Below are 26134 nucleotides of genomic sequence, written 5' to 3'. Positions count from 1 at the left end.
GCAACGTGGCTTTCAGCTCACCGTTGCGAGGTCCCGTATATTACGTTTTCCTCATTCAGAGTCAAGCGATTATTTTCACTTTTCTCTGTTGGCGTTCATCTCTGAACCCCGCTAACCCGGCGGCTTGCAAGCCGTTGTTCCGTGTCAGTGGAGGCGCATTATAGGGAGTTCTCGGACGTTGACAACCCCTCTTTTAAAAAAAACTTCCAACCGTCTCTTTTTTGCTCAAAACCGTGCTACAGCGCCAGTTTTTCGAGCGTTTCAAAGCCATAACGGCGTAAAACGGGTAAAAGTTGTTCTGTTTCTTTTGTTATCGCCATACAAAAAGCAATATTTGCATCGGCAGACTTCGCATCCGGCGCTTCATGCTCCAGCAGCCAGGCCGTACGACGGGCGATCGCCGCACCAGAATCCACCAGGCGCGTCCCCTCCGGCAGCACCTCTAATAGCTCTTCCTGCAATAGCGGAAAGTGGGTGCAGCCCAGCACAACCGTATCCGGTGGTTCGGGCATCCGCAGCCAGGGACGCAGAATGCGACGCAGCTCTTCGAGCGATACCGCCTTTCCATGCAGCTTCGCTTCCGCCATCTCCACCAGTTCCGCCGAACCCAGCATCGCAATCTGGCATTCGTTAGCGAAACGGTCGATCAGCTCGCGGGTATAAGGACGCTTCACCGTACCACGCGTGGCCAGTAACCCCACGATACCGTTCGCCGTCAGACGTGCGGCAGGCTTTATGGCAGGCACGACGCCCACAACCGGGAACGGGAATTTCTCACGCAGGGCGGGAAGAGAAACGGTGCTCGCCGTATTACAGGCAATGACCGCCAGCGCAAGGGGGTAGCGCTTTTGTACCGCAGTGACGATTTCAACCACGCGCTCAACGATAAAGTCCTCACTTTTTTCACCATACGGAAAAGCGACGTTATCGAAGGCGTAGATATAATGGAGATCCGGCAGGAGATGCCGAATCTCATCATAGACCGAAAGCCCACCGACGCCGGAATCAAACACCAGCACGGTAGGGCGCGGATTAGAAGGTGTAGCTGCCAGACAAGGTGTATTCCCGTCCTGCAGTTTGGTAGCCATAAACTGTCTCGTAATCTTTATCGAACAGGTTGGCTATTTTACCACGAACTGTGAGGTGTGAGGTGACCGGATATGAAACTGCGACATCCCACAGGCTGACACCGCCCATTTTTACCTTCTCTGACGGATAAGAACCAAAATCAGTGTCGTAGCGCGTGCCGAGATAGTGATAAGTCAGGCTCCAGTCGAAATCATAGATCTGCGTATCGAGCTGATATTTCACCTGCTGCTTAGCACGACGGTCCAGAAGTTCGTTGGTTGCGGCATTGCGGGCATCCACATAGTCGTAGCCTACAGTATGCGTCAACGGACCCGTATCAAACGACGCCGTCGCTTCCACACCCTTAATACGTGCTTTGCCGACGTTGTAATATTGCTGAAGGTTATTGTTGAAGTCGATGAGATTATCAACGTCATTACGATAACCGGATACGCGCCAGCTCACGCCTGCCGTCAGGCCTTCAAACGCCCCTTCCCACTGCTTGCTCTCCTCCGGATCAAGATGGTCATTGCCATAGAAGCCATAGAGTTGACCCAGATTCGGTGCTTTATAGGCCGTACCATAAGAGGCAATGAAGCGGTAACCGTCCACGAACTCCCACGCCGCACTGCTTTGCCAGGTGCCATGGCGACCAAACTGAGAGTTGTCATCGCTGCGAACCGCGCCTTCCAGAGTGACGTCACCAAACTGCTGCAACCCGGTCAGGTAGACGCCAGTGTTACGCAGGTCGTAGCCGTTGGTCACATAGTTTGTACCCGGTTCGGTGCTCTGCTTCTGCCAGTCCACGCCCGCGCCAATGTTTCCGTGCCCCACATCAACGGAGTTGAGCCACTGAACGTTGTACTGTTTGATTTCATCCAGTGTGGCAGTCGAATCGTAACGGCCCAAATTCGGGTCGTAGTTATAGTCCTTGCTGTGGCTATAGCTGGTGAGCAGCTGTGAATGGAAGATGTCATCGTTGAAGCGTAATCCTGCGTCCCAGGTCTGGCTATAAAGCTGGCGGGTATCAACCAGTACGTCAGGGGTAAATGAACTGTAGTAACCGTCGTAGGCCGTTCGGTTGCTGTAGCCAAAGCCGCGAACAAATCCGCTCCACTGGTCTGAGAATGCGTGATCCACTGCGCCGTAGAGCGTTTTATTCATAAAGCCGTCGCGATCGGTCTGAGCAAGGCCACCATTGTTGCCGTCCGCGACCACATCGAAACCTTTGGTATAGGTGTAATCACCCGCCAGCGTGACGCGCGTGCTGTCGCCCAGCGTTTGCTGGGTACTGCCACCATAATTCTGGTAACCGTGCGAGCCTGCGCCGGCATTCAGGGTCGTGCCGTCCTTCGCGCGGGTGGTAATAATGTTCACTACACCGCCAATCGCGTCAGAGCCGTACACCGCCGAACGCGGTCCACGAACATATTCGATACGCTGCACCAGAGAGATTGGGAACTGGCTGAGATCGGACGACCCCGTGACGCCCGCCTGGTTAAGGCGGACCCCGTCAACGAGAATCAGGACGTGACTGGAGTTGGTGCCACGAATAAAGAGAGAAGAGAGTTGCCCCATCCCGCCATTTTGCGCCGTATCCACGCCGGGCAGGCGACGCATAACGTCCAGCACCGAGGTTGACTGCCAGCGGTCAATATCGGCACGCGTGACAACGGAAGTTGCCGCCAGAATAGATTTTTCAGGTTGTTCAAAACGATTTGCCGTCACCACCAACGAGTCAGCGCTATCCTGCGCCCAGCCCGAAAATGCCGTGACGGACAGCGCCGTCAACAGCGATACTTTTTTAATCATTGTTAAAGCATCCACAATATAAGAAGGATGCCGCAGGCCTCATCTATAGCACGCGATGATGAAACCAAATGCGACGTGATCCCGGCAGGTCTTCGGGCTAGGTGGCGTTATACGGATGAAGACTTCCCATTTTCACAGTGTCTACAACGTTCATCCCGCCAGTCTTTACCGCTGCGCGTCAGCTCCAGATTTTCACTGGATTCCCTTTTCACTCTCAGGAGACCGGAAACAGAATGCTACAATTAGACACGTATAGATGTCCAGACAGCTATTGGCCATTAAATCTGGACATCCCCTGAACAATCCCTACAATCCCCGCGTAATTCTTTATCACTCAGGACGCATCATGACCCCAGAACACCTCCCGACAGAACAGTACGACGCGCAGCTGGCAGAGAAAGTTGTCCGCCTGCAAAGTATGATGACGCCGTTCAACGCGCCCGTTCCCGAGGTGTTCCGCTCCCCTGTCAGCCACTACCGCATGCGCGCCGAGTTCCGCATCTGGCACGACGGTGACGACCTGTACCACATCATTTTCGATCAGCAGACCAAATCCCGTATCCGCGTCGACAGCTTCCCGGCAGCAAGCGAGCTTATCAACCAGCTGATGACGCTGATAATTGAAGGCGTGCGTAACAACCCGGTGCTGCGCCACAAGCTGTTCCAGATTGACTACCTGACCACCCAAAGCAATCAGGCCATTGTCTCTCTGCTGTACCACAAAGCGCTGAACGACGAGTGGCGCGAGCAGGCCGAAGCCCTGCGCGATGCGCTGCGTGTACAGAACATCAACGTGCACCTGATTGGCCGCGCGACCAAAACCAAAATCATGCTGGATCAGGACTACGTCGACGAGCGTCTGCCGGTGGCGGGTAAAGAGATGGTGTATCGCCAGGTGGAAAACAGCTTCACCCAGCCGAACGCCGCGATGAACGTGCAGATGCTGGAGTGGGCGTTGAATGCGACGGAAGGGTCTAAAGGCGATCTGCTGGAACTGTACTGCGGTAATGGCAACTTCTCGCTGGCGCTGGCGCGTAACTTCGAACGCGTGCTGGCAACGGAAATCGCCAAGCCGTCAGTGGCTGCTGCCCAGTACAATATCGCCGCTAACCATATTGATAACGTGCAGATTATTCGTATGGCCGCTGAAGAGTTCACGCAGGCCATGAACGGTGTACGCCAGTTTAACCGTCTGGAAGGGATCGATCTGAAGAGCTACCAGTGTGAGACGATTTTTGTCGACCCGCCGCGCAGCGGCCTGGACAGCGAAACCGAAAAGATGGTGCAGGCGTACCCGCGGATTTTGTACATCTCCTGTAACCCGGAGACGCTGTGCAAGAATCTGGAAACATTAAGCCAGACGCACAAGGTTGAACGTCTGGCGCTGTTCGATCAGTTCCCGTACACGCACCACATGGAGTGCGGCGTACTGCTCACGGCGAAGTAATTATCCGGCGTTTTGGGCAGGTGACGCTTCGCTTACCTGCCCTACAAATAATTCATTATTCTGGTAACTGGCTCTTGCGGCTACGCATGCGCGAGCCAATCCAGAATACCAGCGCCACAGACAGTACCGCAGGGAAGAAGTTAGAGCCGATATCCGGATACTCCGCGCGCACCACGGTGCTATACAGTAATACGCCCAGAATAAAGCAGGCAGCAGCCAGCCCCGGTAACCCCACCGGCATGGTGCGGTTCAGGTAACGCTGATGCAGGCAGTAAACCGTCAGCACCAGCGCAATAAGCGGGAAAATCGAAAATGGCACGATGGAGCTAAAAATAGCAGCAAACGTACCATTAATGGATAAGCCAGCGATCAATGCCAGCAACAGCGTCCCTTTATCCTGACCTGACTGTTTCATTACTCACCTTCACTCTTCGGTTTGATGTGCCAGTTTCTCTTGTTCACGGCGATACCAGTAGTACGCGCCTTTGGAGATCATCCTGAGCTGCAATACCAGTCGCTCTTCGAGCTGCTTGCGTTGTTCAATGCTGACATCCAGCGCTTCGGCACCCGCGCTGAATACAATCGTCACCATCGCCTCAGCCTGTGCTTCAGTAAACGCACGCGGCATATGATTTTCGAGTTCCAGATAGTCGGCAAGTTCCGCGATGAAATGCTGAATTTCACGCGCGACGGCGGCACGAAACGCTGCCGATGTCCCCGAACGTTCACGCAGTAACAGGCGAAACGCGTTAGGGTTATTGCCGATAAATTCCATAAAGGTCGACACGGAGGTGCGGATCACGCTGCCGCCTTTGGCGATACGCTGACGCGCCTGGCGCATCAGCTGGCGCAGCATGAGTCCGCTCTCATCGACCATGGTCAGGCCCAGTTCATCCACATCACGGAAGTGACGATAGAAGGACGTTGGCGCAATCCCGGCCTCGCGTGCGACTTCGCGCAGGCTCAAACTGGCAAAACTCCGCTCTGCACTCAGTTGACTGAATGCGGCTTCCACCAGCGAACGCCGGGTTTTCTCTTTTTGTTGTGCTCTTACGCCCATCACGATAGTTGAATCCTTCCAAAGGCCTGATGGCACTATACCAGAGAATAAAATTAATCTGTTTGCCTGGCTTTGTGAATGATTGTTTACGTGCGGTTTGTGCTCCACTGCCGGAAAAAAGCACAACGATAATTGGGTTACTTCTGCAATGATGTTATGATTCTGTTGCTTTTATGTATAAGAACAGGTAAGCCTTGCCATGCCACATTCCTACGATTACGACGCAATAGTTATTGGTTCCGGCCCCGGCGGCGAAGGTGCTGCTATGGGTCTGGTAAAACAGGGAGCCAGAGTAGCGGTCATTGAGCGCTACCATAATGTCGGCGGCGGTTGCACCCACTGGGGCACCATCCCTTCGAAAGCCCTCCGCCACGCCGTTAGCCGCATTATTGAATTCAACCAGAACCCTCTTTACAGCGACCACTCCCGACTCCTTCGTTCCTCCTTTGCCGACATCCTCAATCACGCGGATACCGTCATTAACCAGCAGACGCGCATGCGCCAGGGTTTTTATGAGCGTAACCACTGTGAAATCCTGCAGGGCAACGCGCATTTTGTGGATGAACACACCCTGGCACTTGAATGCCACGACGGTTCGGTTGAAACCATCACGGCTGAAAAATTTGTTATTGCCTGCGGCTCACGCCCGTACCATCCGGCCGACGTGGACTTCTCGCACCCGCGCGTTTACGACAGCGACTCGATTCTGAGCCTGCACCATGAACCCCGCCACGTCATTATCTATGGCGCAGGGGTCATCGGCTGCGAATATGCGTCGATCTTCCGCGGAATGGACGTCAAAGTTGACCTGATCAACACCCGCGATCGCCTGCTGGCATTCCTCGATCAGGAGATGTCAGACTCCCTCTCCTACCACTTCTGGAACAGCGGCGTAGTCATTCGCCACAACGAAGAGTACGAGAAGATCGAAGGCTGCGATGACGGTGTGATCATGCACCTGAAGTCCGGTAAGAAGCTGAAAGCCGACTGCCTGCTGTACGCCAACGGCCGTACCGGCAACACCGATTCACTGCAACTGGAAAATATCGGGCTTGAAACCGACAGCCGCGGTCAGCTGAAGGTCAACAGCATGTACCAGACCGCCCTGCCGCACGTTTACGCGGTGGGCGACGTGATTGGCTACCCGAGCCTGGCCTCCGCCGCTTACGATCAGGGGCGCATTGCCGCTCAGGCGCTGGTGAAGGGCGAAGCAACGGCGCACCTGATTGAAGATATCCCGACGGGTATCTACACCATTCCGGAAATCAGTTCCGTGGGGAAAACCGAGCAGCAGCTGACGTCAATGAAGGTGCCTTACGAGGTGGGTCGCGCGCAGTTTAAACATCTGGCGCGGGCGCAGATCGTGGGGATGAGCGTAGGTACGCTGAAAATTCTGTTCCATCGCGAGACGAAAGAGATCCTCGGGATTCACTGCTTTGGTGAGCGCGCGGCGGAAATCATTCATATCGGCCAGGCAATAATGGAGCAGAAAGGTGGCGGTAACACCATTGAGTACTTCGTTAACACCACCTTTAACTACCCGACCATGGCGGAAGCCTATCGGGTAGCCGCGCTGAACGGCTTAAACCGCCTGTTTTAACGCGCTGTCAAAATGGCCATCCATCGAACCACGGATGGCCTCTGCCAGCTGCTCATAGCGGCTGCGCAGCGGTGACCCCGGACGATACACCAGGCCAATAGTGCGACGCGGCTCCGGCTTAATGCACGGCAGATAAACCACGCCATCACGTTTACGTTCGCGCGGCACGGCCAGCGCAGGCAGCAGCGTAATGCCGCTTCCCGCCGCCACCATATTACGCAGCGTTTCCAGGCTGGTTGCGCGGAAATGGGTATCCTCATCCGCACCCGCTTCGAAGCAGAAACCCATCGCCTGATCGCGCAGGCAGTGGCCATCTTCCAGCATCAGCAGCTTTTCACCGGCCAGATCGGCCATCGGTACGCGATCGCGGTTCGCCCACGGGTGATCTTCATAGATCGCCAGCATCATCGGCTCATCGAACAGCGGTACTTCAATAAACGCTTCGCTCTCTTTCACCAGCGCCAGAATGGCGCAGTCGAGCTTGCCGCTGTCCAGCTGCGCCAGCAGCTGATGCGTTTGCGCTTCATGCAGGTACATTTCGAGTTTCGGGAACGTCTGGTGCAGCATCGGAATGATGTGCGGCAACAGGTACGGGCCAACGGTTGGGATCAGGCCAATATGCAGCGGGCCGGACATCGCTTCCCCCTGCTGGCTTGCCATTTCCTTGAGCACTTTGACCTCGCGCAGCACGGTGCGCGCCTGATCCACCAGCAGCAGACCTGCCTGTGTGAACAGAACCTTACGACTGGTGCGCTCCAGCAGCATCACGCCCAGCTCGTCTTCCAGCTTGCGGATCTGGCCGCTCAGCGTGGGCTGGCTGACGTGGCAGGAGTCTGCCGCACGGCGAAAATGGCGGTGCTCGGCTAGCGCTACCAGGTATTCAAGATCACGAATATTCATTATTCATCCTCCGTCGCCACGATAGTTCATGGCGATAGATAGCATAGCAACGAACGATTATCCCTATCAAGCTTTCTGTTGAATAATACACCACATAGACGAGGCGGCCGTGTTTGACCCTTGACGTCCCCGCACCGTCAGCGAGTTTCTCTCAAAACTCGAAAAACTAAAGCCAACGTGAACTTTTGCGGACCCCGTGGTCCGCTTTTTTTTTGCAAAAAAAAGCCCGAGGTAAAAGCAAAATGGCAACCGAAGTTGCCATTTTTAGTGTTTGCTCCCTCTCCCCGTGGGAGAGGGCCGGGGTAAGGGCACCAGCCCGCACTGTTCAAACCAAATCAAACCAACCGGTTTTTCGCATCCGCAATCGCCTGCGCTACCTGCTTCGGCGACACGCCGCCTTTCGCTGCACGCTTATCCAGGCAGGATTGCAGGGCCAGAATCGGATACACATCATCCCCGATAACCGCGCTGAACTTCTGCAGGTCGGCAAGCGCCAGCTCTTCAAGGGCTTTACCCTGACGAATCGCTTCCACCACCGCTTCACCCACAATATGGTGCGCCTCGCGGAACGGTACGCCTTTCGCCACCAGGTAGTCCGCCAGCTCGGTAGAGTTCGCATAGCCCTGCTGCGCCGCTTCCTGACAGCGCGGACGTTTCACCTGAATGCCGTCCAGCACCAGCGCGCCCATATGCAGACAGTCCAGCCAGGTGTCGAGCGCGTCGAACAGCCCCTCTTTGTCTTCCTGCATATCTTTGTTGTACGCCAGCGGCAGCCCTTTCAGGGTCATCATCATGCCGGTCAGCGCACCCTGCACGCGGCCACACTTCCCGCGGATCAGCTCGAGCGCATCCGGGTTTTTCTTCTGCGGCATCAGAGAGGAACCGGACGTCACGCGGTCGGACAGTTCAACGAAACCCGCTTCGCCAGAGTTAAAGAAGATCAGGTCTTCGGCAAAGCGCGACAGGTGCACCATGCCGATAGAGGCATTCGAGAGCAGCTCCAGCACGTGATCGCGGTCAGAGACGCTGTCCAGGCTGTTACGGGTGGCGGAAGCAAAGCCCAGCCAGCCTGCCAGCTGCTCGCGGTCGATTTCATACGCCGTACCGGCCAGTGCGCCGCTGCCCAGCGGGCTGACGTCCAGACGCTTCAGGGTATCCTGCAAACGGCTTTCGTCACGCGCCAGCATCTCAACGTAGGCCAGACACCAGTGCGCAAAGGTCACCGGCTGCGCGCGTTGCAGGTGGGTATAACCCGGCATCACCGCGTCCTGATTGTTCTGCGCGGTCTCCACCAGCGCGCTCTGCAACTGACGATTCGCCGCCAGCAGTTCGCCGACGGTCTCTTTGCACCATAGCTTCAGGTCGGTGGCGACCTGGTCGTTACGGCTACGGCCGGTGTGCAGCTTTTTACCTAACTGGCCGACTTTGTCGATCAGTTTGCCTTCCACCCAGCTGTGAATATCTTCGGCATCGCTCTGCAGGATTTGCTGCGGATCCAGACGCACCTCTTCCAGCAGGTTGTTCAGCGCCTCTTCCAGCTGGTGCTGTTCCTCTGCGGTCAGCACGCCAACGGTCACCAGTGCTTTGGACCAGGCCACAGAGCCGACAATATCCTGTTCGGCCAGGCGGTAGTCGAAGCGCAAAGAGTCGTTGAACTGTTTGAACCGCTGATCCGCTGCCTGTGTAAAACGCCCACCCCAAAGTGCCATAACATCGTTCCTTTATTCGTTAGTTCCGCCGGGTGGCGCTACGCTTACCCGGCCTACGGTCATTCAAAAAACTTACGCCAGAATACGCGTACCAATCGGCGTGCCGTTAAACAGCGCCGGGAGCTGCTCCGCGTGACGCCAGGAGGCGATATCCACCGGGCGGCCCAGCGTGCGTGCAGCATCCAGCGCCGCGTTCACTTTGACGATCATGCCGTCGGTAATAATGCCCTGAGCAATCAGCTGCTCGGCTTTGGCGGCGGTCATTTCTGCAATGCGCTGGCCTTTACCGTCCAGAATGCCGCTCACGTCGGAGAGCAGGATCAGATCCGCACCCAGCGTGGCCGCCAGTGCCGTTGCCGCCTGGTCCGCGTTGACGTTCATCAGCTCGCCCTCTTCAGTCACGCCGATTGAGCTCACCACCGGCAGGAAACCGCCTTCAAGCAGGGTGTTAATCAGCTCAGGCGAACCTGGCTGCGCCAGTCCAACATGGCCAAGCTCTTCGTCGAGCTGGGTCACTTTTACGCTGTCGCCATCGCCCAGATAGAGACCAACGGAGGCGATATGGTGCTTCTTCGCCCACGCCAGCAGTGTTTTATTCGCCGTACCCGCCAGCGCACCGGTGATGATGTCAATCTGGTCAGCAGGCGTGACGCGCAGGCCATTCTTCTTTTTCACCGGCAGGTTGAGCCCTTTCATCAGCTCATCCACCACGCAGCCGCCGCCGTGCACAATCACCAGCGGACGTTGATGTGATTCGCGATAGTTCACCAGCGCGGTAAACAGACGCTCCAGCGCTTCTTCGCTGTCCAGCAGTACACCACCGAGTTTGATAATTAATGGGTTCATCATCACACCTTAAATAAGAGCCTGCGTTTCCGGGAAACCGAAACGAATATTTGCACACTGCATTGCCTGAGCGGCAGCGCCTTTGAGTAAGTTATCTTCTGCAGCGACAACGATGAGATGCTCGCCCTGCACGGCAAAGCCGATGTCGCAGAATGGCAGGCCGACCACGTTTTTCAGCGCCGGCACGCCTTTGTCGTACAGACGCACCAGCGGTTTATCCGCATACGCCTGCGTGAAGACCTCGCTCACCTGCTCTTTGGTCACGCCGGACTTCAGGCGGCAGGTAATAGTTTCGAGGATCCCACGCGGGAAGCTGCCCAGGTGCGGGGTGAAAATAACGTCCGCGCCCAAATGCGTAGTGATTTCAGGGTGATGACGGTGATTAAACACGCCATACGGCTGAAGGCTCACTTCGCAGAAGCTGTTGGAGATAGCGGCCTTGCGCCCTGCTCCGCTCACGCCGCTGGTGGCGTTGATCACCGGCCACTGGCTCAGATCCAGCAGACCGGCGTCGATCAGCGGCTTCAGGGAGAGCTGCGCCGCCGTCGGGTAGCAGCCCGGCACGGCAATCAGGTTCGCTTCTTTCAGCTTGTCTGCGCTCCACTCCGCCAGGCCGTACACCGCTTTTTCAAGCAGATCCGGGTGCTGATGGGTGAAACCGTAATATTTTTCGTAAAACGCGCCGTCGTTAACGCGGAACGCGCCGGAGAGATCGAAGACTACGCAGCCAGCCGCCAGAAACTGCGGCGCCAGGTCGTGGCTGACCTCGTGCGCGGTGGCTAAAAACACCACGTCGACGCCGTCGCTAAACTCGCTGATGTCAGACATTGGCTGCAGCGGCAGATCGACAATGCCCTTAAGCTGTGGATGCAAATCGGAAATTAACTTTCCGGCATCATTGCTTTGCGCTGACACGGTCAAAGCGGTTATGGTCATATGAGGGTGGCGATTTACGTAGCTTACAAGCTCTGCGCCCGCATAACCGCTAGCGCCTACAATCAGCGTATTCAACATCGGGTTCCTTTATGCTCAACGTTAATGTATTTTTATTCACATTTATTGCATGAATATTGATACTATCACGACCTAAGGTGTGTCAACAATGAAAATGAACTTACCGCCATTTATCGAGATCTACCGCGCCCTGATTGCCACACCGTCCATCAGTGCGACCGAAGAAGCGCTGGATCAGAGCAATGAGTCTTTAATCAATCTGCTGGCGGGTTGGTTTAGCGATCTTGGGTTTAACGTTGAGGTTCAGCCCGTTCCCGGAACCCGTCACAAATTTAACCTGCTCGCCAGCACCGGAACCGGCGCGGGCGGCCTGCTGCTGGCCGGTCATACCGACACCGTGCCGTTTGATGATGGCCGCTGGACGCGCGATCCGTTCACCCTGACCGAGCATGACAATAAGCTCTACGGACTGGGCACCGCCGACATGAAAGGCTTCTTCGCCTTTATCCTCGACGCGCTGCGTGACGTGGACGTGATGAAGCTGAAAAAACCGCTCTACATTCTGGCGACCGCCGATGAAGAAACCAGCATGGCGGGTGCCCGCTACTTCTCTGAAAACACGTCGATTCGCCCGGACTGCGCGATCATCGGCGAGCCGACGTCTCTGCAACCGATTCGCGCGCATAAAGGCCATATCTCTACCGCCGTGCGCGTGCTCGGCCAGTCCGGCCACTCCAGCGATCCGGCGCGCGGCGTGAACGCCATCGAGCTGATGCATGACGCCATTGGCCGCATCATGGCCCTGCGCGACGACCTGAAAGAGCGCTATCACTACGAGGCGTTCACCGTGCCTTACCCAACGCTTAACCTCGGCAGCCTGCACGGCGGTGATGCGTCCAACCGCATCTGCGCCTGCTGTGAACTGCATATGGACATCCGCCCGCTGCCGGGCATGACCCTGAGCGATCTCGACGGCCTGCTTAACGAAGCGCTGGCCCCGGTGAGCGAGCGCTGGCCGGGCCGTCTGACGGTCTCCGAGCTGCATCCGCCGATCCCAGGCTACGAATGCCCGCCGGACCACCAGCTGGTCGAAGTGGTGGAAAAGCTGCTCGGCGAGAAAACCGACGTGGTGAACTACTGTACCGAAGCGCCGTTTATTCAGACCCTGTGCCCGACGCTGGTCCTCGGTCCTGGCTCTATCAATCAGGCGCACCAGCCGGATGAATATCTCGAAACCCGCTTCATCAAGCCAACCCGCGAACTGATTGCCCAGGTTGTGCATCACTTCTGCTGGCATTAAAACGGCCCCTCACCCTGCCCTCTCCCCAAAGGGGAGAGGGTTAGGGTGAGAGGAAAAATCCCGCGATCTCCGTCACATTCCCATAAGCATCTCTTATCTGACGCAATACGAATTAAATTTCGTAAATTGCCCGCATTTATTCGTTTGCTGAACCGTTTTCGCAGCAATTGACGACGGGGGTTTTACGTGGCTTTATAAAGGGAGATGACAAAATAATGTCCAAAAGATTTTCGATTGGGCATAAACAAAAATGATGGGGTGACTGGGTTTTTATGAACGAACAATATTCCGCGTTGCGTAGTAATGTCAGTATGCTCGGCAAAGTGCTTGGAGATACCATCAAAGATGCGTTGGGTGAAAACATCCTCGACCGCGTTGAAACCATCCGCAAGCTGTCTAAATCTTCCCGTGCCGGTAACGAGGCCAGTCGTCAGGAGCTGCTCACCACCTTGCAGAACCTCTCTAACGATGAGCTGCTGCCCGTTGCCCGCGCCTTCAGCCAGTTCCTGAACCTGGCAAACACCGCTGAGCAATACCATAGCATTTCGCCAAACGGCGAAGCGGCCAGCAACCCGGAAGTCATTGCCCGCACCCTGCGTAAACTGAAAGACCAGCCCGACCTCAACGAAGCCACCATTAAAAAAGCGGTGGAGTCGCTTTCGCTGGAGCTGGTGCTGACCGCACACCCAACCGAAATTACCCGTCGCACCCTGATCCACAAAATGGTGGAAGTGAACAACTGTCTGAAGCAGTTGGATAACAAAGATATCGCCGACTACGAACGTAACCAGCTGATGCGCCGTCTGCGCCAGCTGATTGCCCAGTCCTGGCATACCGATGAAATTCGTAAGCATCGCCCAAGCCCGGTCGACGAAGCCAAATGGGGCTTTGCGGTGGTGGAAAACAGCCTGTGGGAAGGGGTGCCTAACTACCTGCGCGAGCTAAACGAACAGCTGGAAGAGAACCTTGGCTACCGCCTGCCGGTCGACTTTGTTCCGGTCCGTTTCACCTCCTGGATGGGCGGTGACCGCGACGGCAACCCGAACGTGACCGCAGAAATCACCCGCCACGTCCTGCTGCTGAGCCGCTGGAAAGCGACCGACCTGTTCCTGAAGGATATTCAGGTGCTGATCTCCGAGCTGTCGATGGTGGAAGCGACGCCGGAACTGCGCGCGCTGGCCGGTGAAGAAGGCGCCAGCGAACCGTACCGTTTTCTGATGAAAAAACTGCGTGGTCAGCTGATGGCCACCCAGGCCTGGCTGGAAGCGCGCCTGAAAGGCCAGCGCCTGCCGAAGCCGGAAGGTCTGCTGAGCCAGAACGAACAGCTCTGGGAGCCGCTGTACGCCTGCTATAAATCGCTGCAGGCCTGCGGAATGGGCATCATTGCCAACGGCGAACTGCTCGACACTCTGCGCCGCGTGAAGTGTTTCGGCGTGCCGCTGGTGCGTATCGACGTCCGTCAGGAAAGTACCCGTCATACCGAAGCCCTGGGCGAGCTGACCCGCTATCTCGGCATCGGCGACTATGAAAGCTGGTCCGAAGCCGACAAACAGGCGTTCCTGATCCGCGAGCTGAACTCCAAGCGCCCTCTGCTGCCGCGCAACTGGGAGCCAAGCAACGACACCCGCGAGGTGCTCAACACCTGTAAAGCGATCGTCGATGCGCCGAAAGGATCGGTGGCCGCCTATGTGATCTCCATGGCGAAAACCCCGTCCGACGTGCTGGGCGTTCATCTTCTGCTGAAAGAAGCGGGCATCGACTATGCTCTGCCGGTCGCCCCGCTGTTTGAGACCCTCGACGACCTGAACAACGCCAACGACGTCATGACCCAGCTGCTGAACATCGACTGGTATCGCGGCTTTATTCAGGGCAAGCAGATGGTGATGATTGGCTATTCCGACTCCGCGAAAGATGCGGGCGTGATGGCGGCGTCCTGGGCGCAGTATCAGGCGCAGGATGCGCTGATCAAAACCTGCGAGAAAGCCGGGATTGAACTGACGCTGTTCCACGGACGCGGCGGCTCCATTGGCCGCGGCGGTGCGCCTGCTCACGCAGCGCTCCTCTCTCAACCACCGGGAAGCCTGAAAGGCGGCCTGCGCGTGACCGAGCAGGGCGAGATGATCCGCTTCAAGTACGGCCTGCCGGAAGTGACCATCAGCAGCCTGTCGCTCTATACCAGCGCGATCCTGGAAGCGAACCTGCTGCCGCCGCCGGAGCCAAAAGAGTCCTGGTGTCGCATCATGGACGAGCTGTCAGATATCTCCTGCGATCTGTACCGCGGCTACGTGCGTGAAAACAAAGACTTCGTCCCTTACTTCCGTTCAGCCACGCCTGAGCAGGAGCTGGGTAAACTGCCACTGGGCTCGCGCCCTGCCAAACGTCGTCCGACAGGTGGCGTAGAGTCTCTGCGCGCCATTCCGTGGATCTTCGCCTGGACGCAGAACCGCCTGATGCTGCCGGCCTGGCTGGGCGCCGGTGCGGCACTGCAGAAAGTGGTGGAAGACGGCAAGCAGAACGAACTGGAAACCATGTGCCGCGACTGGCCGTTCTTCTCGACCCGTCTGGGGATGCTGGAGATGGTCTTCTCGAAAGCCGACCTCTGGCTGGCGGAATATTACGACCAGCGCCTGGTGAAACCGGAGCTGTGGACGCTGGGCAAAGAGCTGCGCGAACTGCTGGAAGACGACATTAAAGTGGTGCTGGACATCGCCAACGACTCGCACCTGATGGCGGACCTGCCGTGGATCGCCGAGTCTATCCAGCTGCGTAACATTTACACCGACCCGCTGAACGTTTTGCAGGCTGAACTGCTGCACCGTTCCCGTCTGGCGGAAGAGGAAGGTAAAGAGCCGGATCCGCGCGTTGAACAGGCGCTGATGGTGACGATTGCGGGCGTTGCGGCGGGTATGCGTAACACCGGTTAATACTTTATGCCCGGCGGCGCTGCGCTTGCACGGGCCTACGATTAGTAGGCCGGGTAAGCGTTAGCGCCACCCGGCAATACCCTGGTATCCACACCATGCACCACGACATCGCCCACATTCTGACAGACCTGATTAACGGCACGACACCGCTGCGTCAGGTGCATTTTGCAAACCCAGCCATCTCCGCACCCGACCTTGCCTTACAGGTTGATTTCCCACGTCTGGAGATCGTGCTCGACGGTTCGGTGAAAGACCAGGCTGCTTCCGTTTTACAGCAGGGTAATGTTTTATACGTCCCGTCTGGCGGCTGGAACGATCCGCAATGGCAAACGCCCGCGACGACGTTGAGCATCCTGTTTGGCAAACAGCAGCTTGGGTTTAGTCTTTTGCACTGGGATGGTGTTGAAGTGCGTAACCTGGCAAAGCAGCACGTTGCTCGCCGTGGCCCCCGCATTGGCTCCTTCCTGCTACAGACGCTTCATGAAATGCAGATGCAGCCGCACGAGCAGCAAACCGCACGGCTGATTATCGCCAGCCTGCTCAGCCACTGCATCGATTTGCTGGGTAGTCAGATCCAGACCGCCTCACGCAGCCAGGCCTTGTTTGAAGCCATTCGCGTTTATATTGATGAACATTATGCGACTCCGCTAACCCGGGAATCCGTCGCCCAGGCGTTTTATATCTCTCCGAACTATTTATCGCATCTTTTTCAGAAAACAGGTGCGGTAGGTTTTAATGAATACCTGACTCATACCCGGCTGGAGCACGCGCGTCAGCTGCTGAAAGGGTATGATTTAAAGGTGAAGGAGGTGGCGCATGCCTGCGGGTTTGTCGACAGTAACTACTTCTGCCGCTTATTCCGTAAAAATACGGAACGTTCGCCGTCAGAGTACCGTCGCCAGTATCACAGCCAGCTGACAGGGAAAGCGGTCAGTCCAGAATGACCTGAGTATGCTGCGGCGCGGATACCATTTTTCGTACTGCAGCCATGACCTTGTGCGGATCTCGCAGGAAAGCATTAATCCCGCACTTCACATAGCGGCAGGATTCAAAGCGCTCGCTGCCCGCCAGCTCAATATCCGTGATAAGCAATACGACATCAGCGCGCCGGATATCATCCTCCGTCAACTCACTTTCAATGCCTAACGCCCCCTGCGTCTCAATGCGGGCTGACCATTTCTCCTGCTGGCAAATCCGCTCCAGCCGTTCTGCGGCCATGTAAGTATGCGCCACGCCGCTTACGCACGCGGTTACCGCCACCAGATGACGCCCTGCTGTTACTGTCATTTTCAACCTCCTACGGTGACATGAAACCCTTTACGTTCCGCCATACGGCGCAGGACCGCAACGTCGTCAGTTGTCGGAGGTATCACCTCCCGCATCGACCATTGTTGCCCAAGCAGGCGGTATTTTGGTTCGCCATACGTGTGAAACGGTAATAGATGCAGCTGACGTATCCCTGTAGGCAGCAAAAACGCCAGCACGCGCGCCATGTTGGTTTCCGTCAGCGTATAGCCCGGAATAAGCGGTACGCGGGGGATGATATTTATGCCTTCCGCCACCAGTTGTCTGACGTTTTCCAGCACCCTGGGCAGATTCACCGCCGTCACCGAACGCGCCTGCTCAGGATCCATAATCTTCAGGTCAAAAAGTACTTCGTCGCACTGGCGTGCCAGCGGTAGCAATCGTGACAGGGGCGCATCTCCCGCCGTCTCAATCGCGGTGCGAATACCGTAGCGGCGCAAACGCGCAAGAAGTTGGGTCGCAAAGGTGGCCTGCATCAATACTTCCCCTCCCGACAGCGTCACTCCGCCGCCCGAAGAGCGAAAGAACACATCGTCTTTCATCACCTCGCGTTCAAGTTCGTCCAGCGTCACGTCGCGTCCGATGTGCTCAAACGCGCCGGACGGACATTCGTCCACATCACGCAGGCAGGGTGTGCAGTGCAAACATTTACTCTCCCGACGAACCGTCTCCATTTTCGGGGAGATCGACTCCGGGTTAGCACACCACGGGCAGCGGTGAGGGCAGCCTTTAAAAAAGACCACCGTGCGAATCCCCGCCCCGTCGTTTAACGAATAGCGCTGAATATTGAAAATACGCGCCACGTCGGCGCGTGTTTCAACGACGTTACAGCTGATGCGCGGTGCGGCGGATAATGTCATCCTGGATCTCCTTCGACAGCTCAACAAAGAAGGCGCTGTATCCGGCAACGCGCACCACCAGCCCGGCAAAATCCTGCGGACGCTGCTGCGCTTCACGCAGTGTTTCCGCGTTCACCACGTTGAACTGGATGTGTTGCAACTTGAGCTGCGTGAACGCACGCAGGAAATCCGCCAGCTTTTGCAGCCCGGCGTCACCTTCAAGCGTCGCCGGTGTGAATTTAACGTTTAGCAGCGTACCGTTAGATAACAGATAGTTATCCAGCTTACTCACCGATTTGAGTACCGCGGTTGGACCCTGCATATCTTGCCCAAGCATCGGTGAGAGCCCGCCGTCCGCCAGTTGCTCACCGGCAAAGCGTCCATCCGGTGTAGCCCCCACCACCGCCCCCAACGGCACGTGTGCCGATACGGTATAAGAGCCCGGCGTAAACTGCCCGACGCGCGGGTTACGGTATTTTTCGACCTCTTTGCAGTAGTGACGCAGCAGTTCTGCGCTGATGTTGTCGACATCATCGATATCATTGCCGTACTTTTCGAAGCGATTGATCAGCCTTGCTCGCACTTTTTCGCCTTCCGGGGTGGCAAAGTTCGCTTTTAACACGACTAAGAGCTCATCAAAACTTAAGCGTTGCTGTTCAAAGACCAGCCCTTTCAGGGCGTGTAATGAATCACTCAGGTTGGCTATTCCGATCCCCTGTACGCCAGAGAAGTTATAGCGCGCCCCGCCGTCGGTAATATCTTTCCCGGATTCAAGGCAATCGCTTATGAATGAAGAGAGTAACGGCACTGGCGCCCAGTCGCGATGACCGATATCGCAGATATTGCTCCCCTCGACCATTAGCGCAATGTAGTGATTAATTTTGACGCGAATATGCTCCAGCAAGCCTTCATAACTCAGCGCTGCGTTGCCTTCGTTCTCCTGCATCGCGATTTCCATCACTTTCAGCAGGTTAAACATGGCGATATCGTGCAGACCGTAGGTTTTACCGGGAATAGACAGCTCAACACAGCCGACGACAGCGTAATCACGCGCGTCCTCCAGCGACACGCCGCGATTCAGGAAGGCAGGCACCACCACTTCATCGTTAAAAATTTGCGGAATACCCGTTCCCAGGCGGATTGTCTCTGCGGTTTTAAGCAGGAAAGGTCTGTCGATCAGTTCATTCACCCGCACGCCGAGGTTCGGTTGAGGAAGCTGAACGCTCTGGTAGGCATCCAGGCACAGGAAGGAGAGCACGTTTACCGCGCTACGGCCGTTCTCCGTCAGGCCGCCTAACAGTGCGGTATACCCGGTCGGGAACCCGGCGAAATAGCGGGCGCTGCTGGTCGATCGTAAAAGCACCACGTCATTGCACTTCACCCACAGCGATTCCAGAATCTCTTTCAGGAACGCGGGCTCCTCGCCCTGTGAGAGCGAGGCCTGATAAAACGGCAGCATGTACTGGTCAAAGCGCCCGATGGAGAGCGAGCTGGCGTTGGATTCGTACTGCAAAATAACGTTCATGTACCAGAAAAGCTGACACGCCTGCCAGAACGTCTGTGGCTTATGCTGCGCGTTGTGCCGCGAGATGTCGGCAATTGTCAGCAGTTCCTCGCGGCGCGACGCATCGCTGACACGGGCCAGTTCTTCAGCCAGCGCCGTGTAGCGCAAAATATGGCGCTGAGAAGCCTCAAGCAGGATCAGCGCCGCAGCATAAAAGGTGTTATGGGGATCGCGGGCGCAGTGTTCACGCAGTTCCTCCACCAGCGCGCCCAGGCCATTATTGAGCAGGCGCGGATAATCAATAATGATATGCCCCTGCCCTTTATCCGTCTGGTTGACGCTAAAAATCTGCGTCCCTACCGCGGTTTTCACCTCATCCGTCATCTGGCTGTTGATGAAATCCTTCATCGACCGGTTTTCCCAGTAGGGATACAGCACGTCACGGTAGGTCTGCTTATCCTCATCGCTGATTTCAAAGCGGTCCTGCGGACGGGTCGCGAACTGATCCAGCTCCTTAAGCAGCCAGTACGGATCCATCTCCGGAGACATAATCCCTGCTCGCGGTTTAACGGTGCGGTTCCCGGCAATCAGTTCCTCATCACGAATCGCGATATTTACATGGTCGAGTATGTACGCCGTCGCTTTCGCGCGCCGGATAATCACCGGCTCGCCTTCCGTCTGTTGGTGGCTGGCCGTATAGAGCAAAGCGCGCTCAAGCGAGATTTCACGCGGGCTGGCAAAAAGGGCGTCTTTCAAACGCTGGGTACGATTCGTCATGAGGGAACTCCTGTAACGGTAAAACGACCCCGCCCCGAAGGGCGGGAGAGCATCAGGCGGTTTGCGCCAGGTGGGCATCAATCTTGTTCATGATGGCGTCGGCGCGTTTTACCGCGTCGCTGATGTTGACGCGTACAATGGTTTTCCCGGCAAAGCGCTCTTCGAATTTAATGCCAATATCCTTGGTCAGGATCACCATATCCGCGGCGGCAACGTCTTCTGCCGTCAGCTCATTCTCAAGACCGATCGACCCCTGCGTTTCTACCTTCACTTCCCAGCCTTTCGCTTTAGCGGCGCTTTCCAGCGCTTCGGCAGCCATATATGTATGGGCAACGCCAGACGGACATGCGGTTACTGCGATAATTCGGGCCATGTTCTCTTCCTCACTCAGTTAATTTCGAAATCCAGATCCAGGTCGTCTTCTTTTTCTTCGACCTGTTTTGCATTCTTGCGGGCAATACGCTTCAGCACGTTGACGCTGATTGCCGTTACCACTGCGCCCACCGCAACCGCCGCGATATAGCCGAGCTTGCCGTCCACCACCGGAAGCACGATCAACCCGCCCCAGCCGGCATAACATTGCGCGCCCATCACGGCAGCTGTCACTGCGCCACACGCGGAACCCAGCATGATGGAAGGGATCACGCGCAGAGGGTCAGCAGCGGCAAACGGAATTGCCCCTTCGGTGACGCCCACACAGCCCATCACCAGCGCCGCTTTCCCCGCTTCACGCTCTTCATCGGAAAAATTCTTGCGACCGACCAACGTTGCCAGGCCTAACCCCAGCGGCGGCACGCAAATAGCCACGGCGGCAATCGCAACGACGGTATAGACGCCCTGCGCAACGCAAATCAGCATGAAGGCATACGCCACTTTGTTAACCGGGCCGCCCATATCAAACGCCAGCATGAGACCGAGAATGATGGCGAGTACCACGATGCTCCCCTGCTGCATGCCTTGCAGCCACTGAGTGAGACCGGTGGTCAGCGCGCCGACAGGCTCGCCAAGCCCCCACATCATGACGCCCGCGGTAATAAAGGTGCCGATAATCGGGATGATGAAGATGGGCATGACGGAGCGCAGTACTTTCGGGACCGGCAGTTTTTTCAGGTACCAGACGATAATTCCGCCGAAAATCCCGGCGATAATCGCGCCAAAGAACCCCGCGCCGAAGCTGTTGCCCACCCAGGCGGCAATGGCACAGGGAGCCAACGCCGCGCGTTCTGCAATTGAGTAGCCGATGTAAGCGGCCAGGAACGGCACCATCAGCGTTAAACCCGCTACACCAATATCAAAGAGCTTTTTCAGATTGGGATCGGTTGCGGCATCCGGTACCGCGCCTTTGCCGTATAGCATGACCGAAACCGCCAGCAGAATGCCGCCCGAGACCACGAACGGGATCATGTGCGACACCCCGGTCATCAGATGCTGCCGCGTGTTCTTGAGAATATGCACCAACGCTTTCATATGTCGCTCCTGGCCAAAACCATAAAGATGTTGTGGCAAACAATAGGCAATCAGAAAGACGGCGGACAGGAGACAAAAAGGCCATTTACTGGATTTTTGTAATGTCGAAATAAAAATGCGATCCGCCTCGACATTTCACACCGGCGATGCATTTCGCAAAACGTCACAACCTGTGAGTGAAATCTCACTTTTAGCGTCACATTACATTTGTCCAGTTTTTGGCAGTTTTGTCACATGGCGCGCTTCATCCTCACGCTCGTATGCTGTTTCACATCATTGACGATTGGTTTCAGGAGTGTGTATGGCTCTGGTAGTGGAATTTACCTGTGAATTGCCCAACGGCGTTCACGCGCGTCCGGCAAGTCATGTGGAAACGCTGTGCAATACGTTTGTCTCGCAGATCGAGTGGCATAACCTGCGTACGGATCGTAAAGGCGATGCTAAAAGCGCGCTGGCATTGATTGGTACCGATACGCTGGCGGGCGATCCCTGCCGTCTGGCGATCTGCGGTGAAGACGAGCAGCATGCCCATCAGCGGCTGGAACAGTGGCTGAGAGAGGAGTTCCCGCATTGCGACGCACCGCTTGAAGGCGTTATCAGCACGGAGCTGGAGCCCTTACCAGAATCACTGACACGCCTGCACCCGACGCTTTTTCGCGCCACTCCGGTATGCAGCGGCAGTGGGCAGGGCATCCTGACGGTACTGGCCTCGCTGGATCTCAACGTCCTGACCGATTTACCCGCCTCACAAAGCGTGGAAGCTGAACAATCGGCGCTGGATACCGGTCTGACGCTGCTGGTCAAACACATTGAGCTGCACGCGCTGGAGGGCGACAGCACCGCCAGCGCCATTCTTGAAGCCCATCGCTCGCTGGCTACGGATACCTCACTGCGCCAGCACCTGCTGTCAGGGGTCAGCCGGGGCTTAAGCTGCGCCCAGGCCATCATCGCCACGGCGAACCATTTCTGCGATACGTTCTCTCGTTCCAGCAGCGCGTATTTGCAGGAACGTGTGCTGGACGTGCGCGACGTCTGCTATCAGCTTTTACAGCATATCTACGGTGAAACGCGTTTCCCATCTCCGGGGCAGCTAACGCAGCCGAGCGTTTGCCTTGCTGACGACCTCACTCCCGGCCAGTTCCTGGAACTGGATAAAACCATGCTCAGAGGGCTGCTGTTAAAAAGCGGCGGAACCACCTCGCACACCGTGATCCTCGCACGCTCCTTCAATATTCCCACTCTGGTCGGCATCGACAGTGAGAGCCTGCTGCAGTGGCGCAATACACCCGTCTTTGTCGACGGCAATGCCGGTGCGGCCGTAGTCAATGCCAGCGATGCGGTGACGCGCTACTATCAACAAGAAGCGCGGGTACAACAGGCGATACGCGAGCAGCAGCGCATCTGGCTCGATCGTGAAGCCAGAACCGCCGACGGTCTGCGTATAGAAATTGCCGCGAACATCGCCCACGCGGTGGAAGCCCAGGGGGCATTTGGCAACGGCGCCGAGGGCGTGGGCCTGTTCCGCACCGAAATGCTTTATATGGACCGCACCAGCGCGCCCGGCGAAAACGAGTTGTACAACATTTTTTGTCAGGCACTGGAGAGCGCAAACGGGCGGAGCATTATTGTGCGCACCATGGATATTGGCGGCGATAAGCCGGTGGAATATCTGAATATTCCGGCAGAGAACAATCCGTTCCTTGGATACCGCGCCGTGCGCATATATGAAGAGTATTCAACGCTTTTCACCACCCAGCTTCGGGCGATCCTGCGCGCCTCGGCTCACGGCAACCTGAAGATCATGATCCCAATGATCTCCTCGATGGAAGAGATCCTGTGGGTGAAAGAAAAACTCGCCGAAGCGAAACAACAGCTTCGCAATGAACATATTCCTTTTGATGAGAAAATCCCGCTCGGCATTATGCTGGAAGTGCCTTCGGTGATGTTCATCATCGATCAGTGCTGCGAAGAGATTGATTTCTTTAGCATTGGCAGCAATGACCTGACGCAGTATCTGCTGGCCGTCGACCGCGACAACGCCAAAGTCACGCGCCATTACAACAGCCTGAACCCGGCGTTCCTGCGCGCGCTGGATTACGCGGTGCAGGCCGTGCATCGCCAGGGGAAATGGATTGGCCTCTGCGGTGAACTGGGCGCGAAAGGGTCAGTGCTGCCGCTACTGGTAGGTCTTGGGTTGGACGAGCTAAGCATGGGCTCGCCTGCCATTCCCGCCACCAAAGCACGCCTGGCGCAGCTTGATAGCCGCGCCTGTCGCCAGCTGCTGAACCAGGCAATGGCGTGTCGCACATCGCTCGAAGTGGAGCATCTGCTCGCCCAGTTCCGCATGAATCATCAGGATACGCCGCTGGTGATGCCACGCTGTATCTCTCTGGATAACGACTGGAACAGCAAAGAAGAGGTCATGAAAGGGATGACCGATAACCTGCTGCTCGCCGGGCGTTGCCGCTATCCGCGCAAGCTGGAAGCCGATCTGTGGGCCCGCGAGGCCGTTTTCTCCACCGGGCTGGGTTTTGGTTTCGCCATTCCACACAGCAAATCAGAGCATATCGAGCAATCCACCATCAGCGTTGCACGCCTGAAATCTCCGGTCATGTGGGGCGATGAGGAAGCACAGTACATCATCATGCTGACGCTAAACAAACACGCCGCCGGCGACCAGCATATGCGTATTTTCTCCCGCCTGGCACGTCGCATCATGCATGACGATTTTCGCAGCGCGCTGGTTCACGCCAGCTCCGAAGAGGCTATCGCCTCCCTGTTAGAACACGAGTTAGAACTTTAATACGAGGAAGAGTAATGGAACTGTACCTGGATACCGCCAACGTGGCGGAAGTTGAACGCCTGGCGCGTATTTTTCCCATTGCGGGTGTCACTACCAACCCAAGCATCATTGCCGCCAGCCGTGAATCCATCTGGGACGTGCTGCCGCGCCTGCAAAAAGCCATCGGGCCGGACGGCACGCTGTTTGCCCAGACCATGAGCCGCGATGCAGAAGGCATGGTGGCCGAGGCCAAACGCCTGAGCAATGCCATTCCAGACATCGTGGTGAAAATCCCGGTGACGGCTCAGGGGCTTATTGCGATTAACGCACTGAAAAAAGAGGGTATTACCACCCTGGGCACCGCCGTTTACAGCGCCGCGCAGGGTTTACTGGCCGCGCTTGCAGGCGCGAAATATGTCGCACCGTACGTCAACCGCGTCGACGCACAGGGCGGCGACGGTATTCGCATGGTGCAGGAGCTGCAATCCCTGCTGGAACTGCACGCCCCGGGGAGCATGGTGCTGGCCGCCAGCTTTAAAACCCCACGTCAGGCGCTGGACTGCCTGCTTGCCGGGTGTGAGGCAATCACGCTTCCCTTAGACGTAGCGCAACAAATGCTCGGCACGCCAGCGGTAGAGTCAGCCATAGAGAAGTTCGAGCAGGACTGGAAAAACGCGTTTGGTAACCTCAACCTCTAAGGGAGAAACGTTATGGACCGTATTATTCAATCACCCGGTAAATACATCCAGGGCGCTGATGTGCTCACCCGTCTTGGTGACTACCTGAAGCCGCTGGCAAATCGCTGGCTGGTTGTTGGCGATAAATTTGTGCTGGGTTTTGCCGAAGAAACTCTGCGTCAGAGTTTTAAACAAGCTGAACTGCATGCCGAAATTGCGCCATTTTGCGGCGAATGTTCGCAAAATGAAATCGATCGACTGAAAAAGCTGGCCGACAGCGCCGACTGCCTGGCGGTGCTGGGTATCGGCGGCGGTAAAACGCTGGATACCGCCAAAGCGCTGGCCCACTTTATGGACGTGCCGGTCGCCATTGCTCCAACAATTGCCTCCACCGATGCACCGTGCAGCGCCCTCTCCGTGATTTACACTGACAGCGGCGAGTTCGACCGCTACCTGATGCTGCCGCACAACCCGAATATGGTCATTGTCGACACCAAAGTGGTGGCGGGTGCGCCGGCACGTCTGCTGGCCGCCGGGATTGGCGATGCGCTGGCAACCTGGTTTGAAGCACGTGCCTGCTCGCGCAGCGGTGCCACCACCATGGCGGGCGGCAAGTGCACGCAGGCGGCGCTAGCGCTGGCGGAGCTGTGCTACAACACGCTGGTTGAAGAGGGTGAAAAAGCGATGCTCGCAGCGGAACAGCACGTGGTGACGCCTGCTCTGGAACGTATTATCGAAGCCAACACTTATCTGAGCGGCGTGGGCTTTGAAAGCGGCGGGCTGGCGGCGGCACACGCCATTCACAACGGCATGACGGCGGTGCCGGATGCGCATCACTTCTACCACGGTGAAAAAGTGGCGTTCGGTACGCTGACGCAGCTGGTGCTGGAAAATGCACCGGTTGAGGAGATCGAAACTGTCGCGGCGCTTTGCCACAGCGTTGGGCTGCCGATCACGCTGGCACAGTTGAATATCAAAGAGGATATTCCGGCCAAAATGCGTCTGATTGCGGAAGCCTCCTGTGCCGAAGGGGAAACCATTCACAACATGCCGGGCGGCGTAACGCCGGATCAGGTTTATGCGGCGCTGCTGGTGGCTGACCAGTATGGGCAACGCTTCCTGCACGAGTGGGAGTAAATAGCGTGAATAAAAATCCCCGCATC

Annotated in this window: 21 protein-coding genes and 1 riboswitch; of the genes, 8 read left to right on the top strand and 13 right to left on the bottom strand. The window is 56.6% G+C overall.

Annotated features, from left to right (window positions below; genetic code table 11):
- Positions 1–236: 236 nt before the first annotated feature.
- Both murI and btuB read right to left on the bottom strand, forming a co-directional pair.
- Entirely contained in the window at positions 237–1088 is an 852-nt protein-coding gene (gene murI / locus ACWKXT_RS23600) for a glutamate racemase (protein WP_047345488.1), read from the bottom strand.
- Positions 1033–2880: a TonB-dependent vitamin B12 receptor BtuB gene (gene btuB, locus ACWKXT_RS23595; protein WP_454533534.1), complete on the bottom strand. Its 1848-nt coding sequence runs from the start codon at positions 2878–2880 to the stop codon at positions 1033–1035. The genes murI and btuB overlap by 56 nt, the downstream gene beginning before the upstream one ends.
- 66 nt (positions 2881–2946) lie before the next feature.
- Positions 2947–3122, bottom strand: a riboswitch (cobalamin riboswitch).
- 104 nt (positions 3123–3226) lie between these two features.
- On the opposite strand from btuB, the gene trmA reads away from it, so the two are divergent.
- Positions 3227–4327, top strand: a complete 1101-nt coding sequence (trmA, locus tag ACWKXT_RS23590) for a tRNA (uridine(54)-C5)-methyltransferase TrmA (protein ID WP_454533533.1) — start codon at positions 3227–3229, stop codon at positions 4325–4327.
- A 55-nt stretch (positions 4328–4382) separates the two neighbouring features.
- Here trmA and ACWKXT_RS23585 read toward each other — a convergent pair whose 3' ends face one another.
- Positions 4383–4742 (bottom strand): YijD family membrane protein, encoded by a 360-nt coding sequence (locus ACWKXT_RS23585; RefSeq protein ID WP_008501783.1) that lies wholly within the window; start codon positions 4740–4742, stop codon positions 4383–4385.
- 9 nt (positions 4743–4751) lie between these two features.
- Positions 4752–5390, bottom strand: coding sequence for an HTH-type transcriptional repressor FabR (fabR, locus tag ACWKXT_RS23580; RefSeq protein ID WP_008501784.1), 639 nt, complete (start codon positions 5388–5390; stop codon positions 4752–4754).
- A gap of 196 nt (positions 5391–5586) precedes the next feature.
- Between fabR and sthA the strand changes: the two genes are divergently transcribed.
- Entirely contained in the window at positions 5587–6987 is a 1401-nt protein-coding gene (sthA, locus tag ACWKXT_RS23575) for a Si-specific NAD(P)(+) transhydrogenase (RefSeq protein WP_008501785.1), read from the top strand.
- Here the strand turns inward: sthA and oxyR are convergent.
- From oxyR to argC, 4 genes are all read right to left on the bottom strand, one after another.
- Complete coding sequence (gene oxyR, locus ACWKXT_RS23570) at positions 6970–7887, bottom strand: DNA-binding transcriptional regulator OxyR (RefSeq protein ID WP_023309664.1); 918 nt, start codon at positions 7885–7887, stop codon at positions 6970–6972. The genes sthA and oxyR overlap by 18 nt on opposite strands.
- A gap of 335 nt (positions 7888–8222) precedes the next feature.
- Complete coding sequence (gene argH / locus ACWKXT_RS23565) at positions 8223–9596, bottom strand: argininosuccinate lyase (protein ID WP_454533532.1); 1374 nt, start codon at positions 9594–9596, stop codon at positions 8223–8225.
- A 72-nt stretch (positions 9597–9668) separates the two neighbouring features.
- A complete protein-coding gene (gene argB, locus ACWKXT_RS23560) occupies positions 9669–10445 on the bottom strand; it encodes an acetylglutamate kinase (RefSeq protein WP_454533531.1) in 777 nt (258 codons plus the stop codon).
- A gap of 6 nt (positions 10446–10451) precedes the next feature.
- A complete protein-coding gene (gene argC, locus ACWKXT_RS23555; RefSeq protein ID WP_454533530.1) occupies positions 10452–11456 on the bottom strand; it encodes an N-acetyl-gamma-glutamyl-phosphate reductase in 1005 nt (334 codons plus the stop codon).
- An 88-nt stretch (positions 11457–11544) separates the two neighbouring features.
- On the opposite strand from argC, the gene argE reads away from it, so the two are divergent.
- The 3 genes from argE to ACWKXT_RS23540 all read left to right on the top strand — a co-directional run bounded on the left by argE (position 11545) and on the right by ACWKXT_RS23540 (position 16564).
- On the top strand, positions 11545–12696 hold the full coding sequence (gene argE, locus ACWKXT_RS23550; RefSeq protein ID WP_454533529.1) for an acetylornithine deacetylase: 1152 nt from the start codon (positions 11545–11547) through the stop codon (positions 12694–12696).
- Positions 12697–12968: 272 nt separating this feature from the next.
- Entirely contained in the window at positions 12969–15620 is a 2652-nt protein-coding gene (ppc, locus tag ACWKXT_RS23545) for a phosphoenolpyruvate carboxylase (protein ID WP_454529340.1), read from the top strand.
- A 95-nt stretch (positions 15621–15715) separates the two neighbouring features.
- On the top strand, positions 15716–16564 hold the full coding sequence (locus tag ACWKXT_RS23540; RefSeq protein ID WP_454533528.1) for a helix-turn-helix transcriptional regulator: 849 nt from the start codon (positions 15716–15718) through the stop codon (positions 16562–16564).
- On the opposite strand, the gene ACWKXT_RS23535 is transcribed toward ACWKXT_RS23540, so the two are convergent.
- The 5 genes from ACWKXT_RS23535 to ACWKXT_RS23515 are packed head-to-tail and all read right to left on the bottom strand — an operon-like array spanning position 16551 to position 21512.
- Positions 16551–16907 carry a PTS fructose-like transporter subunit IIB gene (locus ACWKXT_RS23535; RefSeq protein ID WP_454533527.1) on the bottom strand — a complete coding sequence of 119 codons (357 nt, stop codon included), beginning with the start codon at positions 16905–16907 and terminating at the stop codon, positions 16551–16553. The two genes, ACWKXT_RS23540 and ACWKXT_RS23535, sit on opposite strands and share 14 nt — an antisense overlap.
- A gap of 2 nt (positions 16908–16909) precedes the next feature.
- The gene (locus ACWKXT_RS23530) at positions 16910–17785 is read right to left on the bottom strand and encodes a [formate-C-acetyltransferase]-activating enzyme (RefSeq protein WP_454533526.1); all 876 of its coding nucleotides are present in this window, start codon (positions 17783–17785) and stop codon (positions 16910–16912) included.
- Entirely contained in the window at positions 17751–20045 is a 2295-nt protein-coding gene (locus ACWKXT_RS23525) for a formate C-acetyltransferase (RefSeq protein ID WP_454533525.1), read from the bottom strand. Before ACWKXT_RS23525 ends, ACWKXT_RS23530 begins: the two co-directional genes overlap by 35 nt.
- A gap of 52 nt (positions 20046–20097) precedes the next feature.
- Entirely contained in the window at positions 20098–20418 is a 321-nt protein-coding gene (locus ACWKXT_RS23520) for a PTS fructose-like transporter subunit IIB (protein ID WP_023326311.1), read from the bottom strand.
- 14 nt (positions 20419–20432) lie between these two features.
- Positions 20433–21512, bottom strand: a complete 1080-nt coding sequence (locus ACWKXT_RS23515) for a PTS fructose transporter subunit EIIC (RefSeq protein WP_080330337.1) — start codon at positions 21510–21512, stop codon at positions 20433–20435.
- Positions 21513–21813: 301 nt separating this feature from the next.
- On the opposite strand from ACWKXT_RS23515, the gene ptsP reads away from it, so the two are divergent.
- From ptsP to gldA, 3 genes are read left to right on the top strand one after another with little or no spacing between them, the layout of a single operon-like run.
- Positions 21814–24315 (top strand): phosphoenolpyruvate--protein phosphotransferase, encoded by a 2502-nt coding sequence (gene ptsP / locus ACWKXT_RS23510; RefSeq protein ID WP_454533524.1) that lies wholly within the window; start codon positions 21814–21816, stop codon positions 24313–24315.
- A gap of 14 nt (positions 24316–24329) precedes the next feature.
- The gene (gene fsa, locus ACWKXT_RS23505) at positions 24330–24992 is read left to right on the top strand and encodes a fructose-6-phosphate aldolase (RefSeq protein ID WP_454529342.1); all 663 of its coding nucleotides are present in this window, start codon (positions 24330–24332) and stop codon (positions 24990–24992) included.
- Positions 24993–25004: 12 nt separating this feature from the next.
- Complete coding sequence (gldA, locus tag ACWKXT_RS23500) at positions 25005–26108, top strand: bifunctional L-1,2-propanediol dehydrogenase/glycerol dehydrogenase (protein ID WP_454533523.1); 1104 nt, start codon at positions 25005–25007, stop codon at positions 26106–26108.
- Positions 26109–26134 lie beyond the last annotated feature (26 nt).

Source organism: Enterobacter sp. UPMP701, assembly GCF_053709515.1.
Note: the sequence above shows the minus strand (reverse complement) of the source record. Positions and strands in the feature narration are given on the sequence as shown.

What these genes read in the sequence shown, in the direction of transcription:
- oxyR (WP_023309664.1), bottom strand. Translation starts at nt 7,887, where the DNA reads ATGAATATTCGTGATCTTGAATACCTGGTAGCGCTAGCCGAGCACCGC.
- trmA (WP_454533533.1), top strand. Translation starts at nt 3,227, where the DNA reads ATGACCCCAGAACACCTCCCGACAGAACAGTACGACGCGCAGCTGGCA.
- ptsP (WP_454533524.1), top strand. Translation starts at nt 21,814, where the DNA reads ATGGCTCTGGTAGTGGAATTTACCTGTGAATTGCCCAACGGCGTTCAC.
- sthA (WP_008501785.1), top strand. Translation starts at nt 5,587, where the DNA reads ATGCCACATTCCTACGATTACGACGCAATAGTTATTGGTTCCGGCCCC.
- ACWKXT_RS23530 (WP_454533526.1), bottom strand. Translation starts at nt 17,785, where the DNA reads ATGACATTATCCGCCGCACCGCGCATCAGCTGTAACGTCGTTGAAACA.
- gldA (WP_454533523.1), top strand. Translation starts at nt 25,005, where the DNA reads ATGGACCGTATTATTCAATCACCCGGTAAATACATCCAGGGCGCTGAT.
- argB (WP_454533531.1), bottom strand. Translation starts at nt 10,445, where the DNA reads ATGATGAACCCATTAATTATCAAACTCGGTGGTGTACTGCTGGACAGC.
- murI (WP_047345488.1), bottom strand. Translation starts at nt 1,088, where the DNA reads ATGGCTACCAAACTGCAGGACGGGAATACACCTTGTCTGGCAGCTACA.
- ACWKXT_RS23515 (WP_080330337.1), bottom strand. Translation starts at nt 21,512, where the DNA reads ATGAAAGCGTTGGTGCATATTCTCAAGAACACGCGGCAGCATCTGATG.
- ACWKXT_RS23585 (WP_008501783.1), bottom strand. Translation starts at nt 4,742, where the DNA reads ATGAAACAGTCAGGTCAGGATAAAGGGACGCTGTTGCTGGCATTGATC.
- ACWKXT_RS23540 (WP_454533528.1), top strand. Translation starts at nt 15,716, where the DNA reads ATGCACCACGACATCGCCCACATTCTGACAGACCTGATTAACGGCACG.
- argE (WP_454533529.1), top strand. Translation starts at nt 11,545, where the DNA reads ATGAAAATGAACTTACCGCCATTTATCGAGATCTACCGCGCCCTGATT.
- ACWKXT_RS23520 (WP_023326311.1), bottom strand. Translation starts at nt 20,418, where the DNA reads ATGGCCCGAATTATCGCAGTAACCGCATGTCCGTCTGGCGTTGCCCAT.
- argC (WP_454533530.1), bottom strand. Translation starts at nt 11,456, where the DNA reads ATGTTGAATACGCTGATTGTAGGCGCTAGCGGTTATGCGGGCGCAGAG.
- btuB (WP_454533534.1), bottom strand. Translation starts at nt 2,880, where the DNA reads ATGATTAAAAAAGTATCGCTGTTGACGGCGCTGTCCGTCACGGCATTT.
- ACWKXT_RS23525 (WP_454533525.1), bottom strand. Translation starts at nt 20,045, where the DNA reads ATGACGAATCGTACCCAGCGTTTGAAAGACGCCCTTTTTGCCAGCCCG.
- ACWKXT_RS23535 (WP_454533527.1), bottom strand. Translation starts at nt 16,907, where the DNA reads ATGACAGTAACAGCAGGGCGTCATCTGGTGGCGGTAACCGCGTGCGTA.
- ppc (WP_454529340.1), top strand. Translation starts at nt 12,969, where the DNA reads ATGAACGAACAATATTCCGCGTTGCGTAGTAATGTCAGTATGCTCGGC.
- argH (WP_454533532.1), bottom strand. Translation starts at nt 9,596, where the DNA reads ATGGCACTTTGGGGTGGGCGTTTTACACAGGCAGCGGATCAGCGGTTC.
- fsa (WP_454529342.1), top strand. Translation starts at nt 24,330, where the DNA reads ATGGAACTGTACCTGGATACCGCCAACGTGGCGGAAGTTGAACGCCTG.